Raw genomic sequence first — 12,381 nt, forward strand, 5'->3', positions numbered from 1 at the left:
TAAATAGATAAACGGAAAGGAGTAATGAGATGGAGGTACATTTAGAAATTGACGCTGGGCAGAAAACGATAATTACCTATCGGGCCAGCGAGGATGGACAGGCTACCCAAGAGCTGTTTGAGGATTTAAAAGACCTGGTTGATCGTCAAAAAATACGGATTGAACAGGATGGCTCTTATCATTATTTACCTGTTCAAAAAATTAAACGAATTTACACCGAAAATAAGCTGGTCTATTGCGAAACTGCAACAGAACGTTATCGCTTAAAGGAACGCTTGTACCAATTGCGCGCAATTTTACCAGAACATCGTTTTTTACAGATATCCAATAGTGAAATTATTAATCGCGCTTATTTAAAGCAGTTTGATTTGTCGAAAACGGGGATGTATCAGGTGATTTTTACCGATGGCCAGATGACTTATGCCTCTAGGCGTTATATGCAGGCTATTAAAAGGAGTTTTAAATTATGAAGTATGTACGAATGATTCGCTTTGGCGTTATTACCGGGGTGTTTATCGGTTTTATGTCCGCCTTGCTGTTTTCCTGGCTTTATCAGAGTGATGTTTTTCAGCCATCTAGTCCTAAATTTGTGGCGCATATTTCTGATAATTTAACGGCGGTGACGATATCAGCGGTTATTTGGGCGTTGATGGGGATTGTCTTTAGTACCGCTCAAATGATTTTTGAAGTAGAAAGTTGGAGCATTACTAAGCAAACGGTTTTGCACTTTATAACCACCTATACGGGTTATACTATCTTAGCTATTTTGGCTGGCTGGTTCCCATTGAATTTTTGGTATTTATTGCAATATTCATTAATCTTTGTGGTGGTTTATATCATTATTTGGTCGATTTCAATGTATATTGCCCGACGGAATGTGAGGGAGTTGAATCAGGAATTGTCTAAATAAATTATTAAATTTAAAGAGCCTGTTGGAATATTATTCCAATAGGCTCTTTTTCATTTTACTTTTTTCTGTTATTTGATATTTTGTTAATGACAGAGTTGGTTAGTAGAGCGATTGCAGTTAAAGCTATCATGTTTACAATTATGGCCGTTAACTTATCTAGTTTTTGTAATACAAAAATAAAAAGCAAAAACTCCGAAATACCAGCCACTGCCCCAAGAATCAATGAGTACTTTAATCTATCTGACATAATTTGCTCTTTTCGAATTGGAAATGATGACCTAATGAAGTGCTGTGTTTATGTTTACTTATATCTTCCTTTCTCTAATTATATACCTGGATAATGTATTATCTTAATTTTTCATTAACATTTTCTAACACTTCCTCCACCTCAAAAGCCTTAGAATGAAGATGATATAAACATTCAATAAAAGGCATATTGGTTAGGAATCCAATTAGAAAGTGGTCCGTATTTAATGTCGTTTAAAATAATCATTTTTGGTGTTCGAGACAGTGAAATTGAGCTTTTTCAGCAATTAAAACCTAAAAGTTTCGAATTAAAATTAATCTCTGACAATCTAACTCATGAAAATGTCGCCTTGACGGCTGGCTATGATGGCGTGTTATTACGGGCAAATAATTTAGCCGATGCCCACAACTTAAATCAGATGAAATCCTATGGTATTCATTATATTTTCACGCGGACAGTTGGCTATAATCACATTGATCTAAACCAGGCGAAACAGAATGGACAGCTTATCGCCTATGTACCATCATATTCGCCTTATGCCGTGGCCGACTTAGCCTTTAGTTTAGGAATCATGCAATCGCGCCTGCTACCAACAGCCATTGCAAACAGTGCTCAAGGGGATTTTCGAATCAATGGCGCTAGTCTAACCACCGAATTTCAGAATATGACCATAGGCATTATTGGTACGGGTAAGATTGGTCAGGCTGAAGCGCGACTGTGGCAGGCAGTGGGTGCTCGAGTGTTAGCTTGCGATTTTCATCCTAAGGCTGAATTGGCTGGGATTGTTTCCTATGTACCGCAAGCAGATTTGCTGGCTCAAGCTGATGTGGTGTCCTTGCACATTCCCTATACCCAGGGTAAAAACGACAATATCTTCGCTCAAGCAGAACTGGCTCAAATGAAAGCTAATGCTGTTTTGGTCAATACGTCTCGGGCTGAAATTACGGATGAAGAGGCAATTTTAGATGCCGTTGAAAACCATCACATCAAAGCCTTTGCCACTGATGTGATTAAAAACGAAGCAGCTTATTTTGGTAAGAAAATCGGTTCGGTCGATGGGACAGTTGGTCGGATGCAAGCACTATATCCACGGGTCGTTGTTACGCCTCATTTGGGCTCATTTACCAGCGAAGCCCTTAATGATATGATTACTACTTCATTTTCAAATTTTGCACACGCCTTAGCGGGTGACTTTGATGATAATTTTTTAGTTAAACCAAACTTAAGTAAAGTCTGAAATCTATAAAAGCGTTCCTATTATTAATAGGAACGCTTTTACTTTGCATTTTTCTGGACACATTGATCACAAAGACCGAAAATTTCAAGATTTACTGTTTGGAACTGAAAGTTATCCATACCCAATACCTTATTTAATTCTTTGTCACCATTGATTTTGATGACTCGATGGCACCGTGTACAAAAAAAGTGACCATGATGAATCTGATTAAAATCGCATTGGTATTTAACGCTCAATTGTCCATCGTCATTACGTTCTTCCAAAATACCCAACTTTACGAACTCGTTGATGTTGTTATAAGTAGTGTTAGAGCTAGCCGTTGGGTATACCGTGTGCATATAGCGATTAACATTGGTTACGGTGATATATTCTTCTGAAAAATCTGTCAAATAGGCTAAGAGGGTCAGCCGTTGCTGAGTAACTCGTAAAGGACTATTTTTTAGAATATTGACACCTTTTTGATACTTTTCATTTGTATTTAAATTTTCTATTTGCATAGTGATATTTTAAACCTTTTAAATTTATGTTGACAAAAAAGCCTTTTAAGATATTATTAAATAGTAATGATTATCATTAAGGAGAAAATTATGACTGAAAAACAAGATTTGAGTAGTGCTTACCGTCGGCTAAAAAGTCCCAATTCTAAAACTAGAGATCGGGCGCTGAAGATAATTAAAGAAATTAAGCGCAAGAAAAAGAATAAAGAATTAAATAGTCTATAAGATTATGCGTTAATTATACGCTTTGTTAATGATAAGAAAATTTTCTTATTTTATCGTACTTCTAAATTCAAAAGAGGCGTCCTTAATGAAATATTTAGGACGCCTCTTTCTTATGAATATTTTCTAATAATAGCAATTAGTAAATTAGCTGAAGGATCTTTGGTACGACTATCATAGTAGGCTTGAAAACTCTCATCAGCTTCGTACAAATCCGCCATAGCTAAATGATACTGACTGGTATAGTTAGGATTCATCAGCTTTAGCCACTTTTGATGGGCTTGGAAGATGTCTTGAGCGAGGGGATGGTCTAGTGTTAGTCCTTTTTCATTCATCAGGTTAAGATTGTGAATAATATTATTTTCTAATTGTTGTAAAGATTGATAGTCAGTTGTATTAAGTGATGCCATTTTCTTTTGAACTGCCTCATATTCTTGGTTACCGTATAACGTTCGTGCCTGTTCACCATAGCGTTTATCATTTTGTCGTATGTGATTATTTTTTAAGGTTTCAAATTGTTCCTGGTCGGTCATCGTTATTTCTCCTCTATAGTATTTAAGCGATTGATCAATACTTTTTAGTAATTGTCGTTTTTCTTCAATAACTTGTTTGAAAAGCTTGCGTTGAATCTCTAAGGCTTGTACCACGTTATAAGTGGGATCGTGTAAGATACTTTTAATTTTTTGCAGATTAAAATCTAAGCTTTTGAAGTATAAAATTTGTTGGAGGGTATCAAGTTGGGGCTTGGCGTAGCGGCGATAGCCGTTTTGATCAATTTTCTCTGGCTTTAACAAATTGATTTTGTCGTAGTATCGTAGTGTCCGAGTAGTAACACCAGTCAATTGAGCTAATTGAGAAATGGAATAATTATTATTTTGATTCATAACACGCCTCCAACATGCTTTAATATAAAGTATGACCTAAGGTCAATGTCAAACTTTTAAATTTCTGGAAAAGTAGCTAAAATAATGAACCTACCATCTAATAACGCAAAAATTTATTTAGGAAAATCAGCCGATGGCCAGCCAATCAGCGCCTCTTACACTGATTTAATGGCTCAACATCTCTTAGTTGTTGGCCAAACCGGTAGTGGAAAATCAACCTCTTTAAAGCAGGTTATTAGTCAATTGCAGGGGCATGATTTAACCAACATTATTTTTGATCCAACTGGTGAGTACGGTCAAGATTTACCAAATTGCATTACTTATACCATCGGTCAAAACGCCTTTGTGGATGTGACAAATCAGGATGCCAGACAATTATTGGTGTTATGGGACTTAGATTGGCCGGATTTCTTGGTTGAAAAATTACAATCAGCGATTGTGTCATTACGTATTCAAAATATGAATTATCCTAATCAAGCTAAAATCTTGAACAAACTTAATCTTAAAATCAGTCAATATCAGGCTTGGCAAAGACAATTAGCCCTATTTGGCCATGATTATCCCGTACACTTATTGGCGGAACAATTAATCCAAGAATTTGTGGTGCCTTTTGCCAATAATCAAGCTGATTATAGTTATCTAGGGCAAGAACTTGACCATCAGGCTATTCGACAATACTGGCCTCAAATTTTGGCCTTACAGGAGTTACTGGGCCATCCTGTGTCTAGTCGAATCTTTCATCTATGCCAACCGAATGGTCAGGTAATCCAGTATGATTTATCTTTTATTTTAAGTAAATTTGAAAATTCTCTCAATCAAAAACGCTCCCTGGTGCTTAACTTGTCAAATTTACAAAGTTATCCCCATATTCAGCAAAACGTTATTTCTTTATTGATGGATCAAATTTTATATCAACGAATTAATAGTACCTGCCGCCGTCCAGTGGCGATTGTGATTGATGAGGCCCATCGCTATCTACCAGTTAATCAACCTTTAGCACAGAGTGGTATTTTTCACCTCCTACGGGAAGGTCGAAAATTTGGTCTGAATTTATTAATGAGCACTCAATCGAGTTTGGATATACCGGCCCAGTTGCGTGGTCAGTTTCATACCTGGCTTGTTCATAATTTGCAGACTAAAGAGGAGGTCGAACATTTACCAAGTTCAGCCAATTTTGATCAATTAAAGGTGGGCCAGGCGGTTTTATTCCGACAGAATAACCAATCTCAAATTATTAACATCCAACAATTCAATCGATAAGGGCGAAAGGTGGATATTTAATTATAAATGACCAATGTAAAAGACCTCCGTTATCGGAAAAATCACGAACTGATTAAAACCAGCTTCATTGACCTAGTTAAATCTAAAGGCTATGTCAAAACGACGGTCAGTCAAATTATTGCCGCTGCCCATATTAATCGTTCAACCTTCTATGTCCATTTTCTAGATAAGGAGGATTTGATGGCTGAAATTCAGACTGAACTGCTGGATGATATTTTAGTTTCTTTACCGGCTTTAAATTTAGATAATCTGATGAGCAATCAACGAGTGGAAGAACGAATCGTTCAAATGAGTCAAAATGTCTACAATAATCGGACCATGTTGCACTTATTAATGAGCAGTAAGGGAGACCCGACCTTTAATCAACGCTTAATTCAACGGGCTAAAACCGAATTATTTTCTAGTGATATTGTGACTGATATTGATATTCCACAACCTTACTTGGCTGCTAGTATGGCCAGTTTGGTAGTTAATTTAATGCTAACCTGGGCGCAACGAGACTTTCAAGAAAGTCCCGAAGAATTTGCCGAAATTGTCAAACAAATTGGGCCTAACTTCATTAAGTCCATTATTAATAGGGGTTAGCTATATTTATCCAACATCTGTAGGATATTGGTGGTTGTACCGTTTTGGGGAATTATTAGAATTAGTTCTAGTAATAAAGAAAACGGAGAACAAAGATGAAATCAAGTTGGAAATTCATTTTAGGTCTAACAGTCGCTTTGACCGCTATCCTAAGTATCATGATGACGGCCTTTTCTATGCCAGCTGTTAATTCTGGTATTCACCAAGTACCGATCGGCTTAATTGCGCCCGATGATGCTACCTATCAAAAATTAGCTACACCGCTTAAGAATAAGGGCTTTAAAGTTGAACAATATCAGAGTATTAACACGGTGAAAGACCAAGTTGATCAGCGTAAGATTTATGGTGCTATTGAGCTTTCAAATACTGGTGATGTGACGGTCTACCAAGCAACGGCGGCTTCCAGTGCTGTGGCTCAGGCTTTGAACCAAATCGGAACTGGCATTGTCGACCAGCAAAAAGTAGCTGGGACCAAACAATTAGCGCTGGCTGCCCAACAGGCCGGTGATCCGGTTATGTTAAAAACAATTAATGCTCGTATGACCACCCTGCAAGCCAAGCAAGTTAAAGTTGTAGAATTGAAAGCTCTTCCTAAGACTGACTCTAAGGGAGTTGGTTTAGCAGCCGGGGCCCTGCCAATCGCACTGGGTGGTTGGATTGGTTCGGTTGCCATTGCTAAGGCTGTTAAAGGTAAGTGGCAGAAATTTGCGGCAATTCTATGTTTTGCCATGATTGGTGGACTTGGCTTGATAGCAGTTATTCAATTTGGAATTGGTACCTTTGATGGAAATTATTGGCTAACATCATTGGGCGCCATGTTGGGTATTGCAGCAACTGGTTTCTTTGTTCTAGGTTTACTAGAAGTGATAGGGAATTGGGGGCTAGCCATTGCGGCCATTACGCTAATCCTGCTAGGTAATCCACTGTCTGGTTTGACTTCGGCACCAGAAATGTTGCCAAGTGGTTGGGGCGCCTTTGGCCAGCTCTTACCACCAGGGGCTACCGGAACCCTACTTCGTAACCTAGCTTTCTTTGATGGACATGCGACGGCCTTACCATTATTAGTCTTAGTTTCTTATGTTCTGGTTGGTATGTTGCTCTTCAAATTGGGGAATAAATCAGAAATTTAAAGCATTATTTTCATAAAAAGAGAGTGTTTCCTTTTCATAGGAGCACTCTTTTTGTTATGATTAATCTCGGTAAAAGTTTACATTAAAATTGTATGAGATATTAATGAGGAAAAGAGGGCGGTTGTTATTTGTATTAAGGGATTTATCTATGGGGTGTTAAGTGCCACGCTATTTGGTGTGAGCGGTGTCTTAGCTAGCTTTTTGTTTCAATCAACGACCATTAATCCGGAGTGGTTAGTTGGCACGCGAATGTTTTGGTCAGGCTTCATTTTACTCATAATTTTATTTATGAAAAATGGTTGGCAGATTTTTGAAATGTTTACCAATATTCGCGCCGTCGTTTCGGCTCTGCTATTTGGTATTTTGGGCGTTTTACTGGCCCAATCCAGTTTTTTCTTGTCGGTTTATTATGGGGATGCTGCTACGGCCACTGTTTTACAGTCATTAGGACCGACTATCATTATCATTATTTTGAGTATGATTAGTCGGACTCTGCCCTCACGAATTGATGTGATTGTGATTATCCTAGCCCTGTTAGGCGTTGTTTTGCTGGCAACAAACGGCCAATTTTCGACCCTAGCGATTGGTAATCAAGCTCTTTTTTGGGGGATTCTATCAGCTTTTGGTTTAGCAGGTTATACGCTTTTACCACGGCCTTTATTAAAAAATTATTCACCACTCTTAGTTGCTGCTTGGGGACTATTTATTGGTGGTGTGGTTGCTAACTTTTTTCAGCCAATATGGCATAGTCCCCAACGGTTGGTACAGCTAGACTGGATTTTTATTTTAATCATCATTATTGGTGGTACCTTACTTCCTTATGCCTTTTATGTCATGAGCTTATGTCATTTAAAGGCTAATTATGCCAGTTTGTTAGGGACGATTGAGCCTTTGGTGGCGACTGTTTTGTCAGTTATTTTCTTAAATACTAAATTAGCCTTTGTCCAGGTTATCGGTATTATTTTAATTCTTTCCACCATTGTTTTGATGAGCGTTCCTCGTCGTTATCTGGGAAAAAAAGAATAGAAGAATAAAAAGCTGCCTCGTTTATGCGGGGCAGCTTTATTGTTGGAGTAGTGTTTTTAAGTCTAACGGTTCGTTAATTAACCAGCTTTTACCTCGATAACTCAATTTGAGTTGATCAGGGGTTTGGACTTCAGTCTTAAAACCTAAGGTTAGCGCTTGAATATAAGTTGATACTAGATTTTCATTCACTGACTGGAACTGATTTAAGGCTATCTGATGCTGGCTACGCCAATTTTGCCCCTCTTCTAGGGCGAAGGTCGACAGGGAATCATCCTCAATGTAGTTAACCAATTGACCGGCCACAGTCTTGGCCGGTGTTGCTAGGGCTGACTTTGCATATTTGATGGCTTGTTCAAATTCTTTTTTTAATGAAGCCGGTGCCTGTTGCGTAATCGCTTGTAAACGAATTAATAGGACCCTAGCCTGCTGTTGAAGTTCATCATTTAAGGCCTGTTGGGGATGGGCTAGTGCCACCTCATTGTTGAACTCATCAGCAGCTATTAACTCGCTAGCTGTCCATGTTTGACCTTGATTTAGTACGTCAATAATCAAGAGATGAAGTAAGCTAAGCGCTTCTTGCGAAATACCGTCAAGACTAAAAGGATCAATATCAAACATCCGAAATTCAAGATAATCGGGACCGTTTTGCTTTAAACCAGCGATAGTACCAGCGTTTTTAAAACGAACCGGACCATAAAATTCACTGCGATCATAAAGTAAATTAGTGTTTAAAACATGCGCTAATTGTTGTAAGTGTTCTGTCAAGCTAGCATAGCCAATTTGGATATTAGGTTGATTCTTAAAACCATACTGACTAGCCCGCCAAGAGCGAACGGGTTGTAAAGACCGTTTTTGAGATGGAATTGTATCATCAGGATTTTCACTGACCGGGCTGGCACCAAATAAATAGGTTAAAAACCAACGGTAGGCCACAATATGTTGCGCAATTTTAAAATATAATTGATTTTTCGCCTGTCCCGAATCAGCAATCTGGTTGGTCCTTTGATATTGATCAACTAAAGTACCGCTAATTGAAAAGTTAATATGCACTCCAGTCATGATGTGCTGATAATAACCATAACGCTTAATTAAAAAGTCTCGATAGGCTTGATACCAAGTGCGCTCGAAGTGATTGGCTAAAAAATGTAGATCATCGGCTGCCAAATGTGGCGGCATTGATAGAGGCCAGATGATTTCGTCGTCGGTGAGATGACTGGTTAAAATTGTTTGTAATTCATGCAATTGTTGCAAGGCCGCCTGGCTGGTTTTATGTGGCGCTGTTACTAATTCTTCTTGGCTTTCAGAAAAATCAGTCTGAAAGTAGGGATGAAAGGAGCGGTCACCAAACTTAGCCGAGTGAGCCAGCTGAGAAAGACTGCTTCGACTAATCTGTACCCGATGTTCTTCAATTTCTAACCCAAAGAGTCCTTGGAAAAGTGGGTCGTTAGTACCTGTTTTATGTAGTAGTGGCTGAACCATGACTTATCCTCCCACAGTATATCGAATGATTTTTAAGGCGTTCATCATAAAATTTTAAACCTATGTTCGTACTTCTTTTAAAAATTATGATAATAATAGGTTAAATTATTAGTAAAGTCAAAGATTTAGATTAAAAAGATAAGGGGCTTTTATAATGGCAAATAACGGTTAAAATCGGTTTTCCTGTGGTACAATGTTAGTGTTTTAGCGAATATTATCGGAAAAGAAGGGCGGAATGTTATGTATCTCATCATCAACATCGTGGGGTTGATCATCTTTTTGGCGATTGCAGTACTTTTTTCAAAAGATCGCCGCAATATTAAATGGAAATCAGTGATTATTATGGCGCTGTTTAACCTAGTCTTGGCTTGGTTCTTGACCAGCTTCCCAATTGGTCGTGCTATGGTTGAAGCTGCTGCCAATGGCTTTACTGAATTAGTTGCCGTGGCCTATAAGGGAATTGGCTTTGCGGTCGCCGATTGGGTCAGTGTTAAGCAGATGAACTTCTTCACCAGTGCTTTGCTACCAATCTTGTTGATTGTGCCATTGTTTGATATTTTGACTTACTTTGGTATCTTGCCTTTCATCATCAAGTGGATTGGTATCGTTTTGGCTAAGTTAAGTGGTCAGCCTAAGTTTGAATCATTTTTCTCTGTTGAAATGATGTTTCTTGGTAACACTGAAGCCTTGGCGGTTTCTTCATTACAGTTGAAGCGCATGAAGGCTGAGCGTAACTTAACCCTAGCAATGATGTCGATGAGTTGTGTGACTGCTTCATTGATTGGTGTTTATACCAGCATGATGCCTGGACAATTTATTTTGACAGCGGTGCCAATCAACGTTATTAATGCTTTGATTATTACTAATATCTTAAATCCTGTCGACGTTACACCAGAAGAAGATGTGATTGCTACTATCGGTGGAGAAGCTTTGCCAGTTGAAGGTCAAGATGTTGCTTCTGGATCAGAAGCTTTGGCCCAAGAGATTGCTGAAAATGATAAAACGCAAGATGTTCAACAGCAAACTAAGCGGGAACCTTTCTTCTCCTTCTTAGGTGATTCAATTTTGAATGCTGGTAAGTTGATCTTGATTATTGCGGCTAACGTTATTGCCTTTGTGGCCCTAGCTGCCTTAGTTGATAAGATTTTGATGATGTTTAACCCATGGTTAACTCTGGAACACATCTTGGGAATTATTCTTTACCCATTTGCTTGGTTAATGGGTGTTGAACCTAAGGATGTCTTCCCATTAGCTCAGTACATGGGTACTAAGTTGGTAACTAATGAATTTGTTGTAATGGGAGAAGTTACCACTAAGATTTCTTCATTTGCGCCGCACTATCGTGCCGTTTTGACCGTTTTCTTGACGTCCTTTGCCAACCTTTCCACTATTGGTATGATTATCGGTTGTTTCAAGGGCTTGGTCGACCGTGAAAAGAATGATTTAATTGCTAAAAACGTGCCTTACTTGTTGTTATCTGGTGTCCTAGTTTCACTAGTATCAGCAGCAACAGTTGGACTCTTTGTTTGGTAAGATAAGTTACAAAAGGCTATCCATTCGGTTGGATAGCCTTTTTATTTAGGATTTATACTGGATAGCTAGCATGGTTAGGTGATTCTTGCTAAAATAATGGACAGAGTTCCTTAAATGCGAATGGTTTTGATGGGGAAGGAGATTATATGTCTAATAATGAAAATGAATCACTGGAAAGCCAGAGCCAAGTTGTCTCTGATTCACAATCTTTTCAAAGTTCGGCTACGAATGTAACTGAATCAACTGGGGAACAGATTGAGTCTAGAGTGCAGCGTAATTACGGCAGTAGTGACTCTTCCACTAGCCAAACCATCCAATCTACTTGGGAACAGGCTAAGGCTGAGGCTCAGCACTGGACTAAAGTGGGACAGGAAAAAATCACCTCGGCTTCGCAACAGGCTAAAAATAGTGCCCAGCGAGTTTATCAAGAGACCAAAGTGCCCAATTCACAGTGGGCCAAATGGTTGATATTACCAATTATTATTTTGGGACTAATTTTATTACAAATATTTTTTGGTAAGTGGATTACGGCCTTTTTTGCCTACCTTGGAGAATTACTATTAGTAATTGTTCAATATAGTCCTTGGCCAGTAGTCGTCTTAATTTTTGGTTTTTATTTCCGAGACGAAATTCGAGCCATGATTAATCGGATTAATCATTAAAATTAAAGTGAGCGTAATGAAGGAGTTTAAGTGAATGCTTTCAAGAAGTAAGCGTCGAAAAATTATGGAGGAACAACTGCCTAAAAAGCATTTTTATCAGCGGGCCTGGTTTTGGATCGCTTTTGTTGTTTTATTCATTATTTTAGGATTTTATATGATTGGTCAAAGTTCGGGCACTTCTAATAAAAGTGACAGTAGTGACTCATCTAGTAAATCATCCAAGTCTGCTCATAAAAGTAGTAAGTCCTCTTCTAGCAGTAGTAGCTTGGCAAGTGAAAAAGCTGCTGAAGCCAGTGAAAATCATTCGGTTGTGCATGGTCGAGAGACTGGTTCATCTAATAATTCGTCCAACGGGCAGACGGGCAGCAATGGTGGAACTACTAATAATACGCCGGCTACAAATAACAATCATGGTTCTAGTAGTCAAGGATCAAAAACTGAACCAGCTAGTCAACCAAGCACCCCATCAGCTAGCCAAAGTTCTAGTGCAGCTAGCAGTGAATCAACTGCTTCATCGCAAGCTTCTAGTGAAGCATCCTCAAGTTCTGAAAGTAGTCCCAAAGCAGCTGATTAAGTCATAAAAAAAGCAAGCCTGAAGTGCGCCCTCCAAATTGGAGAGAAGTAATGTCATAAATCTTGTCGCTTAATTACTACGGTAATTAGGCGACTTTTTGTTTTTGATACTGCG

Annotated in this window: 15 protein-coding genes; 11 read left to right on the forward strand and 4 right to left on the reverse strand. The window is 38.6% G+C overall.

All coding sequences use genetic code 11. The annotated features are described in order from the left end of the window. The first annotated feature begins 29 nt into the window (after positions 1 to 29). Both C7384_RS06595 and C7384_RS06600 read left to right on the forward strand, forming a co-directional pair. The gene (locus C7384_RS06595; RefSeq protein WP_089939270.1) at positions 30 to 470 is read left to right on the forward strand and encodes a LytTR family DNA-binding domain-containing protein; all 441 of its coding nucleotides are present in this window, start codon (positions 30 to 32) and stop codon (positions 468 to 470) included. Beyond that, on the forward strand, positions 467 to 910 hold the full coding sequence (locus C7384_RS06600) for a DUF3021 domain-containing protein (protein ID WP_089939272.1): 444 nt from the start codon (positions 467 to 469) through the stop codon (positions 908 to 910). The genes C7384_RS06595 and C7384_RS06600 overlap by 4 nt, the downstream gene beginning before the upstream one ends. A 55-nt stretch (positions 911 to 965) precedes the next feature. On the opposite strand, the gene C7384_RS06605 is transcribed toward C7384_RS06600, so the two are convergent. Next, positions 966 to 1,157 (reverse strand): hypothetical protein, encoded by a 192-nt coding sequence (locus C7384_RS06605; RefSeq protein ID WP_089939273.1) that lies wholly within the window; start codon positions 1,155 to 1,157, stop codon positions 966 to 968. Between the two features lie 226 nt (positions 1,158 to 1,383). Here C7384_RS06605 and C7384_RS06610 point away from each other — a divergent pair, with 226 nt between their 5' ends. Continuing rightward, complete coding sequence (locus C7384_RS06610) at positions 1,384 to 2,394, forward strand: NAD(P)-dependent oxidoreductase (RefSeq protein ID WP_089939275.1); 1,011 nt, start codon at positions 1,384 to 1,386, stop codon at positions 2,392 to 2,394. A gap of 38 nt (positions 2,395 to 2,432) precedes the next feature. Here the strand turns inward: C7384_RS06610 and C7384_RS06615 are convergent, their stop codons facing one another. Further along, complete coding sequence (locus tag C7384_RS06615) at positions 2,433 to 2,891, reverse strand: Fur family transcriptional regulator (RefSeq protein WP_089939277.1); 459 nt, start codon at positions 2,889 to 2,891, stop codon at positions 2,433 to 2,435. A gap of 90 nt (positions 2,892 to 2,981) precedes the next feature. Between C7384_RS06615 and C7384_RS08150 the strand changes: the two genes are divergently transcribed. Beyond that, positions 2,982 to 3,116 carry a putative metal homeostasis protein gene (locus tag C7384_RS08150; RefSeq protein WP_165806793.1) on the forward strand — a complete coding sequence of 45 codons (135 nt, stop codon included), beginning with the start codon at positions 2,982 to 2,984 and terminating at the stop codon, positions 3,114 to 3,116. 110 nt (positions 3,117 to 3,226) lie between these two features. Here the strand turns inward: C7384_RS08150 and C7384_RS06620 are convergent, their stop codons facing one another. Next, positions 3,227 to 3,997, reverse strand: a complete 771-nt coding sequence (locus tag C7384_RS06620) for a MerR family transcriptional regulator (RefSeq protein WP_089939279.1) — start codon at positions 3,995 to 3,997, stop codon at positions 3,227 to 3,229. 84 nt (positions 3,998 to 4,081) lie between these two features. Between C7384_RS06620 and C7384_RS06625 the strand changes: the two genes are divergently transcribed. The 4 genes from C7384_RS06625 (at position 4,082) to C7384_RS06640 (ending at position 8,019) form a co-directional block, all read left to right on the forward strand. Then, on the forward strand, positions 4,082 to 5,257 hold the full coding sequence (locus tag C7384_RS06625) for an ATP-binding protein (protein ID WP_089939281.1): 1,176 nt from the start codon (positions 4,082 to 4,084) through the stop codon (positions 5,255 to 5,257). Positions 5,258 to 5,284: 27 nt separating this feature from the next. Then, positions 5,285 to 5,863, forward strand: coding sequence for a TetR/AcrR family transcriptional regulator (locus C7384_RS06630; protein ID WP_089939283.1), 579 nt, complete (start codon positions 5,285 to 5,287; stop codon positions 5,861 to 5,863). 95 nt (positions 5,864 to 5,958) lie between these two features. Further along, positions 5,959 to 6,993 carry an ABC transporter permease gene (locus C7384_RS06635; protein WP_089939285.1) on the forward strand — a complete coding sequence of 345 codons (1,035 nt, stop codon included), beginning with the start codon at positions 5,959 to 5,961 and terminating at the stop codon, positions 6,991 to 6,993. Positions 6,994 to 7,125: 132 nt separating this feature from the next. Further along, the gene (locus C7384_RS06640; protein WP_276329407.1) at positions 7,126 to 8,019 is read left to right on the forward strand and encodes a DMT family transporter; all 894 of its coding nucleotides are present in this window, start codon (positions 7,126 to 7,128) and stop codon (positions 8,017 to 8,019) included. A gap of 36 nt (positions 8,020 to 8,055) precedes the next feature. On the opposite strand, the gene C7384_RS06645 is transcribed toward C7384_RS06640, so the two are convergent. After that, positions 8,056 to 9,498, reverse strand: a complete 1,443-nt coding sequence (locus tag C7384_RS06645; RefSeq protein WP_089939288.1) for a hypothetical protein — start codon at positions 9,496 to 9,498, stop codon at positions 8,056 to 8,058. A gap of 240 nt (positions 9,499 to 9,738) precedes the next feature. Here C7384_RS06645 and C7384_RS06650 point away from each other — a divergent pair, with 240 nt between their 5' ends. The 3 genes from C7384_RS06650 (at position 9,739) to C7384_RS06660 (ending at position 12,267) form a co-directional block, all read left to right on the forward strand. Further along, positions 9,739 to 11,031: a NupC/NupG family nucleoside CNT transporter gene (locus C7384_RS06650; RefSeq protein ID WP_089939290.1), complete on the forward strand. Its 1,293-nt coding sequence runs from the start codon at positions 9,739 to 9,741 to the stop codon at positions 11,029 to 11,031. 146 nt (positions 11,032 to 11,177) lie between these two features. Beyond that, positions 11,178 to 11,693 (forward strand): hypothetical protein, encoded by a 516-nt coding sequence (locus C7384_RS06655; RefSeq protein ID WP_089939292.1) that lies wholly within the window; start codon positions 11,178 to 11,180, stop codon positions 11,691 to 11,693. 34 nt (positions 11,694 to 11,727) lie between these two features. Beyond that, positions 11,728 to 12,267 (forward strand): hypothetical protein, encoded by a 540-nt coding sequence (locus tag C7384_RS06660; RefSeq protein ID WP_089939293.1) that lies wholly within the window; start codon positions 11,728 to 11,730, stop codon positions 12,265 to 12,267. The last annotated feature ends 114 nt before the right edge of the window (positions 12,268 to 12,381 follow it).

This window comes from Convivina intestini, from assembly GCF_003096575.1.
Taxonomy (GTDB): domain Bacteria; phylum Bacillota; class Bacilli; order Lactobacillales; family Lactobacillaceae; genus Convivina; species Convivina intestini.

Coding starts and splice junctions, on each gene's coding strand:
- C7384_RS06595 (WP_089939270.1), top strand. CDS start 30: ATGGAGGTACATTTAGAAATTGACGCTGGGCAGAAAACGATAATTACC.
- C7384_RS06600 (WP_089939272.1), top strand. CDS start 467: ATGAAGTATGTACGAATGATTCGCTTTGGCGTTATTACCGGGGTGTTT.
- C7384_RS06605 (WP_089939273.1), bottom strand. CDS start 1,157: ATGTCAGATAGATTAAAGTACTCATTGATTCTTGGGGCAGTGGCTGGT.
- C7384_RS06610 (WP_089939275.1), top strand. CDS start 1,384: ATGTCGTTTAAAATAATCATTTTTGGTGTTCGAGACAGTGAAATTGAG.
- C7384_RS06615 (WP_089939277.1), bottom strand. CDS start 2,891: ATGCAAATAGAAAATTTAAATACAAATGAAAAGTATCAAAAAGGTGTC.
- C7384_RS08150 (WP_165806793.1), top strand. CDS start 2,982: ATGACTGAAAAACAAGATTTGAGTAGTGCTTACCGTCGGCTAAAAAGT.
- C7384_RS06620 (WP_089939279.1), bottom strand. CDS start 3,997: ATGAATCAAAATAATAATTATTCCATTTCTCAATTAGCTCAATTGACT.
- C7384_RS06625 (WP_089939281.1), top strand. CDS start 4,082: ATGAACCTACCATCTAATAACGCAAAAATTTATTTAGGAAAATCAGCC.
- C7384_RS06630 (WP_089939283.1), top strand. CDS start 5,285: ATGACCAATGTAAAAGACCTCCGTTATCGGAAAAATCACGAACTGATT.
- C7384_RS06635 (WP_089939285.1), top strand. CDS start 5,959: ATGAAATCAAGTTGGAAATTCATTTTAGGTCTAACAGTCGCTTTGACC.
- C7384_RS06645 (WP_089939288.1), bottom strand. CDS start 9,498: ATGGTTCAGCCACTACTACATAAAACAGGTACTAACGACCCACTTTTC.
- C7384_RS06650 (WP_089939290.1), top strand. CDS start 9,739: ATGTATCTCATCATCAACATCGTGGGGTTGATCATCTTTTTGGCGATT.
- C7384_RS06655 (WP_089939292.1), top strand. CDS start 11,178: ATGTCTAATAATGAAAATGAATCACTGGAAAGCCAGAGCCAAGTTGTC.
- C7384_RS06660 (WP_089939293.1), top strand. CDS start 11,728: ATGCTTTCAAGAAGTAAGCGTCGAAAAATTATGGAGGAACAACTGCCT.